This window comes from Microbispora sp. NPDC046933 (assembly GCF_040644635.1).
GTDB lineage: Bacteria > Actinomycetota > Actinomycetes > Streptosporangiales > Streptosporangiaceae > Microbispora.
Window position 1 is genome coordinate 87,389 of sequence record NZ_JBEYWW010000020.1, and the last position, 16,503, is coordinate 103,891.

The 16,503-nt window shown below is 71.9% G+C and carries 14 protein-coding genes; 10 read left to right on the plus strand and 4 right to left on the minus strand.

Going from position 1 to position 16,503, the window contains the following annotated elements; genetic code table 11:
• Positions 1-51 precede the first annotated feature (51 nt).
• Positions 52-1,209 (plus strand): FAD-dependent oxidoreductase, encoded by a 1,158-nt coding sequence (locus tag ABZ857_RS25660; RefSeq protein WP_357046958.1) that lies wholly within the window; start codon positions 52-54, stop codon positions 1,207-1,209.
• 2 nt (positions 1,210-1,211) lie between these two features.
• On the opposite strand, the gene ABZ857_RS25665 is transcribed toward ABZ857_RS25660, so the two are convergent.
• Both ABZ857_RS25665 and ABZ857_RS25670 read right to left on the minus strand, forming a co-directional pair.
• Positions 1,212-2,336: a helix-turn-helix domain-containing protein gene (locus tag ABZ857_RS25665; RefSeq protein ID WP_357046960.1), complete on the minus strand. Its 1,125-nt coding sequence runs from the start codon at positions 2,334-2,336 to the stop codon at positions 1,212-1,214.
• 115 nt (positions 2,337-2,451) lie between these two features.
• The gene (locus tag ABZ857_RS25670) at positions 2,452-2,766 is read right to left on the minus strand and encodes an EF-hand domain-containing protein (RefSeq protein WP_357046962.1); all 315 of its coding nucleotides are present in this window, start codon (positions 2,764-2,766) and stop codon (positions 2,452-2,454) included.
• 8 nt (positions 2,767-2,774) lie between these two features.
• On the opposite strand from ABZ857_RS25670, the gene ABZ857_RS25675 reads away from it, so the two are divergent.
• A complete protein-coding gene (locus ABZ857_RS25675; protein WP_357046964.1) occupies positions 2,775-3,689 on the plus strand; it encodes an SDR family oxidoreductase in 915 nt (304 codons plus the stop codon).
• A gap of 157 nt (positions 3,690-3,846) precedes the next feature.
• Here the strand turns inward: ABZ857_RS25675 and ABZ857_RS25680 are convergent, their stop codons facing one another.
• Both ABZ857_RS25680 and ABZ857_RS25685 read right to left on the minus strand, forming a co-directional pair.
• Positions 3,847-6,171: a sialidase family protein gene (locus ABZ857_RS25680; RefSeq protein ID WP_357046966.1), complete on the minus strand. Its 2,325-nt coding sequence runs from the start codon at positions 6,169-6,171 to the stop codon at positions 3,847-3,849.
• Between the two features lie 180 nt (positions 6,172-6,351).
• Entirely contained in the window at positions 6,352-7,449 is a 1,098-nt protein-coding gene (locus ABZ857_RS25685; protein ID WP_357046968.1) for a cellulose binding domain-containing protein, read from the minus strand.
• An 857-nt stretch (positions 7,450-8,306) separates the two neighbouring features.
• Between ABZ857_RS25685 and ABZ857_RS25690 the strand changes: the two genes are divergently transcribed.
• The 8 genes from ABZ857_RS25690 (at position 8,307) to ABZ857_RS25725 (ending at position 16,366) form a co-directional block, all read left to right on the plus strand.
• Positions 8,307-9,587: a cytochrome P450 gene (locus tag ABZ857_RS25690; protein ID WP_357046971.1), complete on the plus strand. Its 1,281-nt coding sequence runs from the start codon at positions 8,307-8,309 to the stop codon at positions 9,585-9,587.
• 59 nt (positions 9,588-9,646) lie between these two features.
• The gene (locus tag ABZ857_RS25695) at positions 9,647-10,540 is read left to right on the plus strand and encodes a hypothetical protein (protein ID WP_357046973.1); all 894 of its coding nucleotides are present in this window, start codon (positions 9,647-9,649) and stop codon (positions 10,538-10,540) included.
• The gene (locus ABZ857_RS25700) at positions 10,537-12,153 is read left to right on the plus strand and encodes a prenyltransferase/squalene oxidase repeat-containing protein (RefSeq protein ID WP_357046975.1); all 1,617 of its coding nucleotides are present in this window, start codon (positions 10,537-10,539) and stop codon (positions 12,151-12,153) included. The genes ABZ857_RS25695 and ABZ857_RS25700 overlap by 4 nt, the downstream gene beginning before the upstream one ends.
• Positions 12,154-12,343: 190 nt before the next feature.
• Entirely contained in the window at positions 12,344-14,644 is a 2,301-nt protein-coding gene (locus ABZ857_RS25705; protein WP_357046977.1) for a nitrate- and nitrite sensing domain-containing protein, read from the plus strand.
• On the plus strand, positions 14,641-15,090 hold the full coding sequence (locus ABZ857_RS25710; RefSeq protein WP_357046979.1) for a roadblock/LC7 domain-containing protein: 450 nt from the start codon (positions 14,641-14,643) through the stop codon (positions 15,088-15,090). The genes ABZ857_RS25705 and ABZ857_RS25710 overlap by 4 nt, the downstream gene beginning before the upstream one ends.
• Positions 15,087-15,461 (plus strand): DUF742 domain-containing protein, encoded by a 375-nt coding sequence (locus ABZ857_RS25715; protein WP_357046981.1) that lies wholly within the window; start codon positions 15,087-15,089, stop codon positions 15,459-15,461. The genes ABZ857_RS25710 and ABZ857_RS25715 overlap by 4 nt, the downstream gene beginning before the upstream one ends.
• Positions 15,442-16,029: an ATP/GTP-binding protein gene (locus ABZ857_RS25720; RefSeq protein WP_357046983.1), complete on the plus strand. Its 588-nt coding sequence runs from the start codon at positions 15,442-15,444 to the stop codon at positions 16,027-16,029. Before ABZ857_RS25715 ends, ABZ857_RS25720 begins: the two co-directional genes overlap by 20 nt.
• Before the next feature lie 61 nt (positions 16,030-16,090).
• A complete protein-coding gene (locus tag ABZ857_RS25725; protein WP_357046984.1) occupies positions 16,091-16,366 on the plus strand; it encodes a hypothetical protein in 276 nt (91 codons plus the stop codon).
• Positions 16,367-16,503 lie beyond the last annotated feature (137 nt).

Below are 16,503 nucleotides of genomic sequence, written 5' to 3' on the forward strand. Positions count from 1 at the left end.
CGCACCGATGCGCCGGTGGGCGAAACCCACATCGGACGTAGCCTACGTCGGATGTGGGTTCTGTCCGCGATCAAGGAGTGGTGGATGAAGTCGGCGATCGTGGTGGGGGCGGGGATCTGGGGGACGTCGCTGGCGTTGCGGCTGGCCGACGAGGGCTGGCGGGTGACGCTCGTCGAGCAGTACGCGCCGGGGCACGTGCGTCAGGCCAGCGCCGGGGAGACCCGCCTGCTGCGCTGCGCCCACGGCTCGGACGACTGGTATCCCCGCCTGGCCTGGCAGGCCCGCGACGCCTGGCGCAGGCTGGAGCAGAGGACAGGCGAGGACCTGTACGTCGAGTCGGGGGTGATGTGGTTCGCCCGCGACCCGGACGGCTGGGAGACGCGCAGCGCCCGGGTGCTGGAGCGGCTGGACATCCCCTGCGAGCTGCTCGATCCGGCCGAGGCGGCGCGGCGGTTCCCCGGCCTGCGGGGCGACGACCTCGCCTTCGTGCTGTGGGAGCCGAACGCCGGGGTGCTGCGGGCCCGGCGGGCGACGCAGGTGACCGCGCGCCTGGCCGGCGCGGCCGGCGTCAGGCAGGTCCGCGCCCGGGCCGTGCCGTACGGGCGAGGGGCCGGGGTCGTGGCGGACGGCGAGGTGCTGACGGCGGACCGCGTGGTGTGGGCGTGCGGGGCGTGGCTGCCGTGGCTGTTCCCGCACGAGGCGGGACACGTCCAGGTGACGCGGCAGGACACCTTCCACTTCGGGGTGCCCCGGGACTGGACCACGCCGCCGCTGCCCGCGTTCTGCGACTACGACCTGTCGGCGTACGGGCACGGCGACCTGGACGGCGTGGGGATGAAGATCACCAGCGACGCCGAGGGTGAGCCGTACGACCCGGAGACCGGCGGCAGGCGGGTGCTGCGCCACACCGAGGAGCAGGCGCGCGCCTATCTGGCCAGGCGGTTTCCCTCGCTGGTGGGGGCGCCGGTGGTGTTCAGCCAGGTCTGCCAGTACGCGCTGACCAGCGACGCCGAGTGGATCATCGCCGAGATCGAGGACGGCGTCTGGCTGCTCGGCGGCGAGTCCGGGCACGGCTTCAAGCACGCCCCCGCCCTCGCGGCGTACGTGGCGGAGATCCTCGACGGCGCGCGGGAGCCGGATGCCCGGTTCGGCCTGCACGAGCGGCCGCCGGCCCGGGGACTGCGGACCAGCGGCGGCACCACGCCCTAGTGTCAGGCGGGGCCGAGCCGGTTCTGACGGGCCTGCCGGGCGCGCAGGACGATCTCCAGCTCGAACCGGACGTCGGGGTCGGCGAGCGCGTCGCCGTACAGCTGCTCGATCTGGCGCAGGCGATACCGCACGGTCTGCGGGTGGACGTGGAGCGCCGCGGCGACCTCGGCGACGCCCCGGCCGTGACGCAGCCAGGCGAGCAGGGTCTCGGCCAGGCGGTCCTGCTGGGTCTGGCGCAGGTGGGCGAGGGGCGCGAGGCGCACCTCCGCCAGGGCGGCCACCAGGTCCTCGTCCTTGAAGACGACCAGCGCGGCCATGTGGTCGGCGCAGCGCAGCAGTCCCCGCCGGGGCAGGACGCCGCGGGTGCCGAGGTCGAGGGCCTCCCGGGCCCAGCCGAGCGAGTTCGCGGCGGCGGCGAGCGGCACGGCGGGGCCGACCGCGGCCCGCCAGCCGCGCAGGGCGCTCTCCAGCGCCTGCACCCGGCCGGGGCCGCCGGGATCCGGCACGACGAGGCACGGGACGTCGCGGTCGAGCCCGGCCAGCACGTCCGGCGGCAGCACCGGCAGGGGGGAACCGCCGTCGCGTTCCTCCAGGGCCACCCCGGCGACCGTGCGGGGGAGCCGCCAGCCGGCCGTCCTGGCCAGGTCGGCGACGGCCTCCGGCGAGGCCGCGGGATGGGTGAGCAGCAGGTCGAGCAGCCGCCGGCGGCGGCGCTCCATCTCGCCGGCCGCGTGCGCCCGCGCCTCGGCGAAGCCTTCCGCGGCCGCGTCGGCGAGCTGGTCGAGGTAGACGAAGATGGCCTCGCCCAGGTCGTACAGCGTCCGCGGGTCGAGGCCGAGCTGCTCGGACTGCTCGGTGAGCCGCCGCCACGCCACCCGCGCACCCAGCCGCATCGCGGTCTGGAAGGGCTCCAGGTCACGCCCCTCGGCGGCCTCGCCCCTCCCGATCGTCCTGAAGACCTCGGGGTCCCAGGGCGCCCGCGGGTTCTCGATGCGTTCGAGGAACCCCCGCAGCGCCTGGTTGACCGACAGCCGCAGGACCTTGATGTAGACCTCGTCCGCCGGGCGGGCGTATTCGGGCACCCGCCGCTGGATCTCCGCGATCATCCGGTCCGCGACGTCGCCCATACGGGGACGCAGCAGCCTCGCGACGCCCGCGGGCACCGCGCCCCAGAACTCGTCGTCGCCTTTCAGCGCTCGCTCAACGCCCGCTCGACGCTGCTCAACGCCTGCTCGACGCTGTTCAGTGCCCGCTCAGCCAGACGCCGAACTCCTCCAGGTCGATCAGGCCGTCGCGGTCGGCGTCGACCTTGTCGATCGCGCCCTGCGCCCCCTCCGGCGTGAGCGGCCGGCCGAGCACCTCCATCAGGCGTACGAGCTCCTCGGCGGAGATTCGTCCGTCCCCGTCGGTGTCGATAAGTTGAAAAGTCGCCGCGTATTCGCTCATGCCGTCCTCCTCCGGGATCGCGATCAGCACCCTAGCTGAAAGCACGCGCTGCCCCCAGGCGCCGCGGCCAACCCGCGGGGCCCGTTTTTTGTCGGTGGCGTGTGCCAGCATGCCGTCTCATGACGAGCAGCCTGGAGGGGAAGGTCGCACTCGTCGCCGGGGCGACCCGGGGCGCGGGACGCGGCATCGCGGCCGAGCTGGGCGCGGCGGGGGCGACGGTCTACGTGACCGGCCGCAGCACCCGCGAGCGGCGCTCGGAGATGAACAGGCCGGAGACGATCGAGGAGACGGCCGAGCTGGTCACCGCCGCCGGCGGGCGGGGGATCGCCGTGCCGGTGGACCACCTCGACCGCGAGCAGGTGCGGGCCCTCGTGGCGCGGATCGACGCCGAGCAGGGCGCGCTCGACGTGCTGGTCAACGACATCTGGGGCGGCGAGCTGCTGTTCAGCTGGAGCGACCGGCTCTGGGAGCACTCGCTCGACGACGGCCTGCGCATCCTGCGGCTCGCGATCGACACGCACATCATCACCAGCCACTACGCGCTGCCGCTGCTGATCCGCAAGCCGGGCGGCCTGGTGGTCGAGGTCACCGACGGCACGGCGGAATACAACGCCGCCAACTACCGCGTCTCGTTCTTCTACGACCTCGCGAAGACGTCCGTGAACCGCATGGCGTTCGCCCAGGCCAAGGAGCTGGCGCCGCACGGCGCGACCGCGGTGTCGCTCACGCCGGGCTGGCTGCGTTCGGAGCTCATGCTGGAGCACTTCGGCGTGACGGAGGCCAACTGGCGCGACGCGCTGGCCCACCAGCCGCACTTCGCCATCTCCGAGACCCCGGCCTTCGTCGGACGCGCGGTGGCGGCCCTGGCCGCCGACCCCGAGGTGAGCCGCTGGAACGGGCAGTCGCTGTCCAGCGGCCAACTGGCCCAGGTGTACGGCTTCACCGACGTGGACGGCAGCCGCCCCGACTGCTGGCGATATCTCGTGGAGGTCCAGGACCCCGGCCGCCCCGCCGACGTCACCGGCTACCGGTGACAGAGCCAAGCCCGGGTCTCCAAGGGTCGGAAGCCGTCGTGGTCCGGTTCGGCGTCTTCAGGGGTCGGAAGCTCCGTTCCTCACCGTCCAGCCGGGCGGCTCTGGAATAGTTCGGGCGATGATGCCCGGCGGTGCCTCAGCGACTCGGCTTGTGCGATCAACGGGTGCCGAGGGTGGCCGTGACCAGGGTCCAGTCGACGTGGGCCTCAGCCGCGTTGCCGCCCGCCGTGCCCGCCACCCAGTGCGTGACCTGCGGCGTCTCCCTGCTGTCCGGCACCACCCAGGTCACGCCCGTGTCCGCGCCGTCACGGTGCAGGCGGGCCACTCCCGCGCTGTCCACGGTCACCTTCCAGGTGGCGGTTCTCCCGGCCTCGGGGAGCGTGAGGATCCTCTCCCAGGTGCCTGATCCCTTCGTCATCGTCCACACGCCGCCCCGCTGCACCGTCAGCATGAGCCGCCGGGCGCCGTTCGCGACCTTCGTCCCGAGGCTGACCCCCCGTCCGGTCCGCGGGTCCAGGGCGCTGTCGTCGATCACCCGGCCCCGGAACTCCACGGTGAAGTCGCACGCCCTGGTCACGTCGAGGGGCAGCACGGCCGAGACGACCCCGCTCGTGGTGCTGCGCAGGCGCAGGCCGCCGTCCACGAGAGCCGCTCCCCGGTCGAGTGTCCATCCCGTCCAGGACCCGCCCGCCACGTGGTCGGTGACCTCGACCAGCTCCAGCACGGCCTCTCCGTCGCCGCCGACCGACACGCCCGGCGGTGCGCCCGCCGCCGGGACCGTCCACCCCGCTCCGGGTGGGGCGGCCGGAGGGAGGGCCTGCGCGGTCGCGGTGCCCGCCGTGTCGACGATCACCCGCCACCGGTCTCCCATCCCGGGGACGGGGGTCCATCCGTCCGGTGTCAGGGCGTGCGGGCCGCCGGGCCGTACGGCCATCCTGAGGAGGCGCGTGCCCGTGCTCACCTCGATCCGCAGGCCGTCGCCGGAGCTCGGGAACCGCGTCACCCTGCCGTGGAAGGTCAGGACGAAGCCCTCAGGCGGTCCGTACGGCCGGCTGATCCGCCCGCCGGCAAGGTGGAGAAGTGCGGGCCGGCGATCCGGCGGGGGGTCGGTGGCGGGAGCACTCGCGGCACCGCCCGCGACGGCGGGGCCGGAGTCGCCGGCTCCAGCGGTGACGGCCCGCACGCCCGTGTCCGCCGATCGGTCCGCGCCTGCCTCGGCGGTCGCGGCAGCCGGGCCGCCTTCGCCGAATGGTCCGATGATTTCGGCGCCGCCGGTCATGGTCCATCCGCCCCAGCCGGGGGCGACCCCGGTGAAGACGTCGGCCAGGTCGAGGCGGGCGACCTTGATCTCGATCTGGTTGTGCTCCCAGACGACGAAGAATCGGCCGGGCTCGTACTCGTCGGCCGAGGCGTAGACGTCCCAGCCGCGGGCCGCGCCACGGGTGAGCCGCCTGCCGTCGGCGAAGAGCCGCCCGGGGCCCCACGGAGTGCCCGGCCGTCTGACCTTGTAGTGGAGGACCTCGCGATACTGGTCGGGCTTTTCTGACGCCGGGCCGGTGAACGGCCCGGCCAGTGTGTTGTAGACGGTCAGGTAGCGATCGAGGGAGTCCTTCGTGAAGAAGGTCTTGACGTAGTAGTTCGGCAGTTCGGGGTCCACGGCGAAGGCGGACCAGGTCAGCCCGCCGTCGGTGCTGGTCGCGGTCGCGGCGTACGCGGCGTGGGTGCGGTAGTGGGCGTCCTTGTCCGCCGCGGTTCCGCCGCGCAGCGTGCGCGCGACCATGAGCAGGGCGTGCGGGTCGTCCTGGGACACGACGACCTGCGGCTCCTCGACGGACAGGCCGGGCGGGTTGTCCGCCAGGGCGCCCGGCGTCCAGGTGACCAGGTCGGCCGAGCGCAGCACGCCCGCCCGGGTGGTGCCGCCCGCCGCCTGCCAGTACGGCACCAGCCAGGCGCCCTCATGCCTGAGGGGTTTGCCGGCCACGACGACCCCCCGGGAGTTGGGCGGAACGGCGACGGAGACGGGGTGGTCGGCCCAGGTGCGGCCGCCGTCGGTGCTCTTCCTGGCGACCATCGTGACCGGGAAGCCGTCGACGTTTCCCGCCGCGTCGCGGTCGGCGGCGATCGTGATCCGGCCGAGGAGCGCCAGCAGCGTGTCGCCGTCCTTGAGGAACACCACGTAGTGGTAGCGATGGGTGGAGGTGTCCGCCGCGAGCGTTCCGGTGGTCCAGGTGCGGCCGCCGTCCCCGGACCGGGCGTACATGATCGCGCCCTGGTCGGTGGGGGAGGGGTCCACCGGGTCGGCCACCCCGGCCCGCCAGGCGACGACGAGACGGCGGGCGTCGAGGGCGGCGATGTCGGGGACCCGGTTGCCCTCGTGGGCGAGTTCGCGCGCAGTGCCGGTGCCGCCGTACACGGTGACGGGGTCGCGGACGGCGGCGCCGACCACGTCGGCCTCCGGCCACGACCGGTCAGAGGGGGTCACACCTCCCAGGGAACACGGTCGGCGACCGCGGGACGGCGGCTGTCACGAACAGTTCAGAACGCGTGCATCCGGCCGTAAGCGCGCGTCCCCCGGGCCCGCACACGGGCACCGGGGGACACCGGGGGACGCACGCCTGCCGGGCGGGCCGACCGCGCCGTTAGAGGCCCGGCCCGATCGAGGTCAGGCGGCCGCGCAGGCGGGCGTGGGGGCGGAATTGGACGCGTTCCAGGAGGCGATGAAGCCGAAGGTGGTGCTCGCGCCGGCGCCGAGGGAGCCGTTCCAGCTCTCGTTCTTCACGGTCACGTTCGCCCCGCTCTGGGTGGCCTTGCCGCCCCACGCCTGGGTCACCTGCTGCCCGCCGGTGAAGGTCCAGGTCGCGGTCCAGCCGCTGATGGGAGCGGTGCCCGTGTTCTTGACCGTGACCTCACCCTGGAAGCCGCCGCCCCACTGGTTGGTGATCTTGTAGGTCGCGGTGCAGCCCGAGGGGCCGGACGAGGGCGAAGGCGAGGGCGAAGGAGACGGGGAGGGCGACCGGGTCGGCGAGGGGCTGGGGCTGGGGCTCTGACTCGGGCTGGGGGACGGCTGCGCACCGCCGAGCAGGGCCGACAGGGCGGGATACCACTTGTCCGCCATCTTCTGGTTGCCGCTGTCGTTGGGGTGCACGCCGTCGTAGGTGTCCGTGCTCGTGCTGAAGCCGGTCCACTGGTCGACCACCACGATCGGGGAGGCCGCCGTGGTCTTCGAGGCGGCCCAGCCCGGGATCGCGTTGTTCAGGGCCACGGCCCGCTGGGCGCACTCGGGGCAGGTGCTCGGGTTCATCGGGATGATCTGGGCGACCAGGATCTTCATGTTCGGGTTGCTCGCCCGCATCTGGTCCACGAGCTTGCCGTACGCCGCGAGGATCGTGTCGGTGGGCTTGTTGCTCCACACGTCGTTGGTGCCGAAGTGCATCATCACGATGTCGGGATGCGTGGCGGAGAGCCAGGCCGGGAGCTGGTTCTGGTCGGCGACGTTCGTGACGAGGTAGCCGCCGTGGCCCTCGTTGTCGCCGTCGTACGGCACCCCGCATCCCTGCGCGGGCAGCGTGCCCACCATGTCGATGTTGGTGAAGCCACCGCTCTGCAGCTTGTTCCACAACAGGGCCCGCCAGCAGCCGGGCGATCCGGTGATCGAGTCGCCCAGGGGCATGATCCGCACCGCGGCCGCCTCGGCGGGCCGGGCGACGAGCAGCCCGAGCACCATGAGCAGGGCCGCCACCACCGCGTTTCTTTTCGACATCGCGCCTCTCCCTCAAGCTGTCCGGCGCGATGGTAGAGAGCGGCCTGCCGCCCGGCCCAGGGACGAGGCGCCGTGAAAGCCCTGACCAGCGGGGACGCATGTACGTTTCATCCGATGTCTGGTCCGCGGAGATCTACGCCGCCGGAGACGCCCCTCCCGGCTCGTACGGCTCCGCGGGCGCAGGAGCCTCCCCGGTGTGCCGCCGGGGCCGGTGCCCAGTTCCCCCACCCGACGTGACCGAATATGCTGCTCGGTAACTTTCCGCACGTCACCGAGAGGATTCGGTCCCCATGTACAAGGAGTTCCTCGGCGAGGTCGTGGTGTGGCTGATCCCCATCGTCATCCTCGTGGGCATCGCGCTGCTGGTGACCAGCCACGCCTGACGACGCGTCGTGAGAAGGCCGGGCCGTGAAGGCCCGGCCTTTCCCTTTTTCTCGGGACATCAAACCCGTCTCAGGCGACAAATCTGGCTATAGCCGCATCTATGGCCACACAGGGATGAAAGTATCTCTGACCTGCAATCTTGATCATTTGGATTCGATCATGTGATACTGCCCCAAGTGGCACCACAGAGGCCGACAGGCCCACAGGTGGTGATGAACGAGGTGTGAGGGAGCGAGGGAGTTTCGCCGGGCTCTGCCTACTGTCCGGCCCAAGACGAGTAAGTGATTCACGTCCGCGCCCTCGCGAGCACGACCGGCGGTTCCCCGGCATCGAGGTGCCACTGCCGTGGGCGCGCGGGCGCCGCCAGCAGGTGGGAGACAACCGCGATGTCTACCGATACTGGTTTCCGCTCAAGTGACGCCCCTCGATCCCTTCCCCTCCACCGCGCTCTGCCCCGCCTCCTCCGCGACCCCGTGAACGCCCTCGCCGATTTCGGCAGGCAGGCTCGGGGCGACGTGGTGCGGATTCACCTGGGGCCGTTCCGGCCGTACCTCGTCAGCCATCCCGACCACGTGCACCACGTCCTGCGCGGCAACTGGACGAACTACGTCCGCGACGGCATGTTCTGGAAACCCCTGGAGCGGGTGGCCGGGAACAGCATCATCAGCGACGGCCCCGGCTGGGAGTCCAGCAGGAAGATCCTGCAGCCGCTGTTCACCGCGCGGTACGTGAGCTCGCTGGCCCGGGGCATGGTGGAGGCGATCGAGGAGTGCCTCGACGAGCTGACGCCCCATGCCCTCGCCGGGCGGCCGGTGGACATCGGCGAGGAGCTGGCCCGGATGGCGAACCACGCCGTCATCCACGTCCTGTTCGGCGACAAGGTTCCGCTGAAGGACGCCGAGAAGCTCGCTCCGGCGTACGCGACCGCCGCGTCGTCCTTCACCTTCCGGCTGTTCATGCCCTTCATCCCTTACTCGGTGCCCGTTCCCGGCGACCGGGCCTTCGCGCGCGCCGTGAAGACGATCGACAGTGTGGTGGTGCCGCTGGTCCGGCAGGCCCTGCGCGATGCGGGGGAGGGCCGCGACATCATCTCCGCGCTCGCCCGCGCCCGCGGCCCGGAGGGGGACGGATCGGGCGAGCGGCAGATGCGCGACGACCTCGTCAGCATCTACGGCGCGGCCGCGGAGACCACGGCGACGGCGCTGACCTGGCTCTGGCCGCTTCTCCACGCGCATCCGGACGTGACCGCCCGCCTGTACGACGAGGTGGACGAGGTCGTCGGGACGGGCCCGGTCGATCCGGAGCAGCTGCCGCGGCTGAGGTACACGAAGGCCGTGCTGCAGGAACTCCTGCGCCTGTACCCCTCGGGGTGGATGTTCCCGCGTATGGTGGTCGCCCCCGACGAGATCGGCGGCACCCGTGTCGAGGCCGGTTCGCAGATCCTGATCAGCCCGTACGTCACGCATCGGCTGGACGAGTTCTGGGATCGGCCGCTGGACTTCGATCCGGAGAGATTCACTCAGGAGCCGCAGGAGCGCCGGCACCGCTACGCCTACTTCCCGTTCGGCGGCGGTCCGCACGTGTGCCTCGGGCTCCATCTGTTCTACGTCGAGGCGCCGCTCCTGCTCGCCTGCCTGTTGCGCAGGTTCAGGCCGGTCCTGCTGAATCCCGGGCCCTACACCGCCGTCCCGGCGGGCTCGGTGCGGCCGAAGGAGACGGTGGAGTTGCGCCTGCTTCCCCGCGACACGACCTAGCCGGAGACGCCCGCGCGAGGCGGGCCGTACGAGAAGGGTCGTTCGCCGGAAGGGGTGTCATGTCGCGTATCGAGATAGACGAGATCGAAAGGACCGCGGATCAGGGGAGGACGGTCGGTCTCGCGTTGGCCTGTCAACGCGACCTCGCCGATCACGCGGCGCGATATCCGGAGCTTTTCCCCGCCGATCGGTTCGGCCCGAGCCTGTTCTCCGGGCTCTGCCTGGCCAACGCCTTCGGCGCGCCGTGGTCCACGGCCGATCAGTTGCGTTTCCTGACCCGGGTGTCACTGTGGGTGTTCGCCGCCGACTGGCAGGTGGACGACGTCACGAGATCCCGCGCCGACCTCGATGACCTCCTGTCGAGCTGCCTGCGGACCGCGGCCGGCGACGACGGGATTCCGGCCACGCCGCTCGCCGGATTTCTCGCCGACCTCGCGCGCGATCTGAATTCCGTGCCCGAATTCCCGGGCCTGCGCGCGACGTGGAGCGAAAGCCTTGAGCGATTTCTCGTCGCGATGACGCGCGAATGGGAGTGGCGCGCGTCGGCGTCCGAGGGCGGCCCTCTGCCCGGTGTTCCGGAATATCTCGGCAACGCCGACAGCACGGCCGCGTCTTTCGTCAATGTCTCTTACTGGCTTTACAGCCGCGACACGCAGGCGCTCGACCACATCGGCGCGCTGACCACGGCCGGCGCGCTCGTGCAGCAGGTGCTCCGGCTGCTCAACGATCTCGCGTCGTACGAACGGGACCTGGTTTCGGGGGACCTCAACGTGCTGACCCTCGGCATCGGCCGTGCGGAGGTGACCGGGTTGATCGCCGAACTCGTCGCCCGATGCCGGGAACAGATCGAGCCTCTGAAGGGGAGTTGCCCGCGGGCCGCCGCCTATCTGGAGCGCCAGATCGGTTTCAGCGCGGGTTTCTACCGCCTGACCGACTACTGGAGCGGGCGGTGAGCGTGAACGACCTCGCCCTCGGCGTGCCACAGGTGGACACCGGCGCCCTGGCCCGTGAACTCGTGTCCGGTCTCATGCTCCGGCCCTGGGGCGAGGTGTCCGCCTCGGTGTACGAGACCGGCCGGGTGGTCGCGCTCGCGCCCTGGCTGACAGGACACGCCGAGCGGGTCGGCTACCTGCTCGCGCGGCAGCGGCCGGACGGCGCCTGGGGCGCCCCGGACGGCTACGAGCTCGTGCCGACGCTCAGCGCGACCGAGGCCCTGCTCTCGCGGCTCCGGCACACCGGCGACGCGTCGGCGGCTGAGCCGGTGAAGCGGGGGCTCCTCGCGCTGTCGCGCGTCCTGTCGGCGCCCGGCGGTCTGTCGCTGCCGGACACCCCCGCGGTGGAACTCATCGTCCCCTCGCTCATCGCTCTCATCGAGGAGCATCTGCGCGAGGCGCCGGACCTCGGGCTGCCCTCCGTCCGCCTGACCGTGCCGCCAGGCATGGACGCCACCAGGATCGCCCGGCTCAGGGGCGCGCTCAGAGCGGGCGCCGACGTGCCGCAGAAGCTGCTGCACGCGCTCGAGGTGGCGGGGCAGGCGGCCTGTCACGCGCCGGGCCTGGTCCCCACGGCGATCGGCACTGTCGGGGCCTCACCCGCGGCGGCCGCCGCCTGGCTGGGTGACAGAGCGGGGTGGAACGACCGCTCCGTGCACCCTCGTCATCCCCTGGTGCGCCGCCATCTGGAGGCGGTCGCGCGTCGTTACGGCGGCCCGGTCCCGGTCGGCCTGCCCATCACGTTCTTCGAACGGAGCTGGGTCCTGAGCTGGCTGGCGCGCGCCGGCGTTCCGTTCGACGCGCCCCCCGAGATGGTCGCCGACCTCTGCGGGACCGTGGGGCCGGAAGGAACGGCGGCCGGGGCGGGGCTGCCGCCGGACGCGGACACCACCTCGGTCGTCCTGTACGCGCTGGCGCTCCTGGGCGTGCGCCTGGAGCCGGAGAGCCTGCTGGCGTACGAGTCGGAGAGCCGCTTCCACACCTGGCCGGGCGAGGAGGGCTTCTCGACCAGCCTCAACGCGCACGTGCTCGACGCGTTCGGGGCGTACGTCGAGCGCCACCCCGAGGCGGCCGGCCGCTACGAGGGGCGCATGGTCAACCTGGCCCGCCTGCTCCGCGACCACCAGCAGGCGGACGGAAGCTGGTCGGATCGCTGGCACGCCTCGCCGTACTACGCGACGGTCAGCTGTGCCCTCGCACTGCACGAGTTCGGCGGCCCGGACTCGGCCGCCGCGGTACGCCGGGCGGTGGGCTGGGTCCTCGGCACGCAGCGCGAGGACGGCTCCTGGGGGCGGTGGACGGGCACGCGCGAGGAGACGGCGTACGCCCTGCAGATCCTTCTCATGACCGGCGCGGGCGAGGACGAGCGGCGGGCGGACGCGGCGGCGCGCGGGTACCTGTTCCTCACGCGATCCGCCGGGACGGAGGACCCGGCGCTCTGGCATGACAAGGACCTCTATCTGCCGGGGGCCATCGTGCGCGCGGCGGTGCTCGCCTCCTGCCATATCGCGCAGCGCGACCCGGCGGTCCTGGCCGCTATCCAGCGCAGTCACAATCCTGTGAGGAAGCAGTAAATAGGCCATCGTTCCATAAAATGGGACATGTAGTCTCTTATGGGCCCGGTGCCGCCTTGAACGGTTTTGACCCTATTGCTAAGGTTCCAGAGCGTCATGGCGGAAAGACGCTCTCGCCCTTGAGGGGTCACCGGCACCAATCATCCTGAAGCTTCTTCAGGTTTTGCGCACTTCACAGGATGGACGGCCCATGCGCTTCCGCAATTCCAGAGTACGGACCAAGGTGACGGCTCTGCTGCTGTCGCTCGCGGCGCTGTGGGCGTTCGCGGCATGGGTGACCTTGCGGGAAGGCGTCAACCTTCTGTGGGTGAGCACGCTGGACAACGGCGTCGTCCAGCCGAGCGAGCCGCTGCTCGTGGAACTGCAGAAGGAGCGCCGCCTCACGCTGGTGCGCCTCGGCAATCCCGCACAGGTGCAGCGCGCGGACCTGCAGGCCCAGCGCGCCCGCAGCGACGCGGCCAAGAAGAACTTCGAGGAGATGTCGGCGGGCGACGCCGTCCGCCTGGCGGCGACGCCCGTCCTGGAGGCGCGCCTCGACGAGACCAGGCGGCGGCTGGACGCGCTCGAAGCCGCGCGCAAGCAGATCGACGCCGGTCAGATCGATCGCGACCGGGCGGCGCGGGCGTTCACCGACGTGACCGACGCCATCTACCGCCTGTACGTCTCCCTCGCCACACTGGACGACGAGGCGGTGGCCAAGGACGCCCGCACCCTGGTCGAACTGACCCGCGCCCGGGAGGTGTTCGCGCAGGAGGACGCGCTCCTGGCGGGGGCACTCGCGGCGGGACGGCTGACCGACGCGGACCGGGCCCGGTTCGCCCAGCTCGTGGGCGCCCAGCGATACCTCACGGACCAGGCGTCGAGCGAGCTGCCCTCGGAGGACAGAAGCACCTTCGAGCGGATCACCGCAGGCGCGGCCTTCGTCCGCCTGCGCGCGATGGAAGACCAGGTCATGCGGGCCGGGCGCCTGGACATGACGCTCCCGGTGACTCAGGAGCAGTGGCGGAACGTCGCGGAGAACGTCCTCACCCAGCGGCAGGACGCCGTGGAGAAGGCCGGCGTCGGCCTGGTCGACCGGGCGGCGTCGGTGGCCGTCGGAGTCGTCGTCCGCCTGGCGCTGGCCGGCGGCCTCGGCCTGGTGGCGGTCATCGCGTCGATCGTCCTGTCGATCACCACGGCCCGGGCGCTGGTGCGCCAGCTGGAGAAGCTGCGCGAGGCCGCGCTCGAACTGGCCAACCAGCGGCTGCCCGGCGTGGTCGCCCGCCTCGCGCATGGCGAGAAGGTCGACGTCAAGGCCGAGGCGCCGCCGCTGGACTTCGGCCCCGACGTCATCGGCCAGGTGGGCGCGGCGTTCAACACCGTCCAGGAGACCGCCATCCGCACCGCGGTCGAGGAGGCCCAGCTCAGGCAGAGCATCCGTGACATCCTGCTCAGCCTCGCCCGCCGTACGCAGTCGCTGGTGCACCGGCAGCTCACGCTGCTCGACGTGATGGAGCGGCGCGAGTCGGACCCGGCGGAGCTGAAGGACCTGTTCCGCATCGACCACCTCGCCACCCGCATGCGGCGCAACGCCGAGAACCTCATCGTCCTGTCCGGGGCGTCCCCCGCCCGCGCCTGGCGGCGCTCGGTGCCGATGGTCGACGTCGTACGCGGCGCGCTGGCCGAGGTCGAGGACTACACCCGGGTCACCGTGATGCCGATGGGGGAGACCGCGCTCATCGGACGCGCGGTGGGCGACGTCATCCACCTGCTCGCCGAGCTGATCGAGAACGCGGTGTCGTTCTCCCCGCCGTACACGATGGTGCAGGTGGGCGGCCAGACGGTGGCCAGCGGGTACGCGATCGAGATCGAGGACCGCGGCCTCGGGATGAGCGCCGAGGACCTGGAGGCGACCAACCAGCGGATCGCCGACCCGCCCGAGTTCAACCTGTCGAGCACCGCCCGGCTCGGCCTGTACGTCGTCAGCCGCCTGGCCGAGCGGCACGGGATCAAGGTGTCGCTCAAGGCGTCGCCGTACGGCGGCACGACCGCGGTCGTGCTGCTGCCGCGCGACCTCGTCATCGAGGGCGGGGAGAACCTGCCCGAGGAGGAGACCGGTCCCGGTCTCGGACAGCGGGAGCCCGGCTCTCGGAAGATCGCGCTGGTCGGCGCGCCCGAGGCGGTTCCCGGACCAGTTCAGGAGGTGGTTCCCGTGCCGAGGGCTCCCGAGCCGCCCAGGCCCGTGCAGAGCGCCCCACTCTCCGGCGGCGCCGAACCGGACAGGCCGGCGCCTTCGGCCGGGTTCACCCCGTCGGGACTGCCGTTCCGGGTGCCGCAGGCCAACCTCGCTCCCGCGCTCGCCGAGGAGCAGAGGAACGCGGCCGAGGCGGAGGACGAGGAGGACCGGTCGCCGGAGGACATCCGCAAGATCATGGGCTCGTTCCAGTCGGGGACGAGGCGCGGCAGATCCGAGGCCGCGAAGATGCTGGGTGACGAGGAGGACAACCTGTGACACAGAAGACCGGGGCCTCCGCGGACCTCGCGTGGCTGCTCGACGACCTCGTCGCGCGGGTCCGTGAGGTCGAGCACGGCATCGTCCTGTCCACCGACGGCCTGCTGCTGGCGGGCTCGCAGGGACTTCGCGTCGAGGACGCCGAGCACCTGTCCGCCGTCGCCTCCGGCCTGCAGAGCCTGGCGCGCGGCGTCGGCGAGCGCTTCCAGGGCGGGTCCGTACGGCAGACCATCGTGGAGATGAAGTCGGCCTACCTGCTCGTGACGGTGGCGGGGCAGGGCGCCTGTCTGGCCGTGCTCTGCGCGGGAGACGCCGACGTCGGCCTGGTGGCGTACGAGATGGCCATGCTCGTGGCGCGCGTCGGGCAGTACCTCACCTCACCTGCCCGAACCACACATGACCGGACCACGATCGATCGCGCCACGGGGAGCGAGGTCCGCCTGTGAACTCCGAGTGGAGCCCGGACGAGGAGCGTTTGCTCGACGCGCCGACCATCCGGCCGTATGTGATCGCCCGCGGCCGTACGGAGGCGCAGGACCGCTTCGACCTCATCTCGCTCGCGGTGACGATCCGGCCCACCACGGGAACCGAGATCGGGCTCGACCCCGAGCACCAGGCGATCGTGCGGCTGTGCCGCAGGCCGCTGTCGGTCGCCGAGATCGCGGCCCATCTGGACCTGCCGGCCGGGATCGTCCGGGTCCTCCTCGGCGACCTGTTCGACCGGGGTTTCGTGGCCGTGCAGCAGCCCCAACCGGAGATGGACGTGCTCGACGAGCGAATGTACAAGGCGGTGCTCGATGGCCTCCGGGCGCTCTGACACCCTGAAGATGCCCAAGGCGATCAAGTTGCTGATCGCCGGGGGCTTCGGGGTGGGCAAGACCACGATGGTCGGCGCGGTGTCGGAGATCCGGCCGCTGCGTACGGAGGAGACGCTGACCGACCGCAGCGTCGGCGTGGACGACCTGTCCGGGGTCGAGGCGAAGGCGACCACCACGGTCGCCATGGACTTCGGCCGGATCAGCATCGGGCAGGACTTCGTCCTCTACCTCTTCGGCACCCCCGGCCAGGAGCGGTTCTGGTTCGTCTGGGACGAGCTCGCCCGGGGGGCGCTCGGGGCGGTCGTGCTGGCCGACACCCGCAGGCTCGCCGACTGCTTCCCCTCCGTCGACTACTTCGAGCGGCGCGGCACGCCCTTCGTCGTCGCGGTCAACTGCTTCGAGGGCGCCCCGGTCTTCGAGCTGGACGAGGTCAAGCTCGCGCTCAACCTCAGCCCGGACGTGCCGATCATGCTGTGTGACGCGCGCAAGCGCGAGTCGGGCAAGGAAGTCCTGATCGAGCTCGTCAAGCACGCGTACGGCAAGCGTCCGACCGCCGCCGCCCGCTGACGCTCTCTCCGAGGAGAAGGCCTCAGGGCTGGATGTTCTCCAGGTCCTCCAGGAGGCTGGGGTGCGCCCGAGGACCTCGCGGGTGCGGGCGCTGGAGACCGGCTGGTCCATGGCGAAGATCGGGCCGAATGGGCCGAGGTTCTCCTGCGGCACCGCCTCGACCGACAGGCCGAGCCGCCGGCCGATGACGGCCGCGATGTCCCGCACCGCGTCGCCCTCGTCGGCCACCGCGTGCCAGACCGTCCCGGCGGGCGCCGACTCGAGAGCCGGCCGGAACAGGCCCGCCGCGTCGAGCGCGTGCACGGCCGGCCGGCGCTGGGTGCCGTCGCCGGGATAGCCGGACACGCCGGTGCGGCGCGCCTGATCCGTCAGCAGGCCGGTGACTCCGCCCTTGCCCTCGTTGTGGACCGTGCGCGGCATGCGCACGGCCATGCTGCGCACATCGTGCGAAGCCAGAGCCGGCAGCGCGTTGAG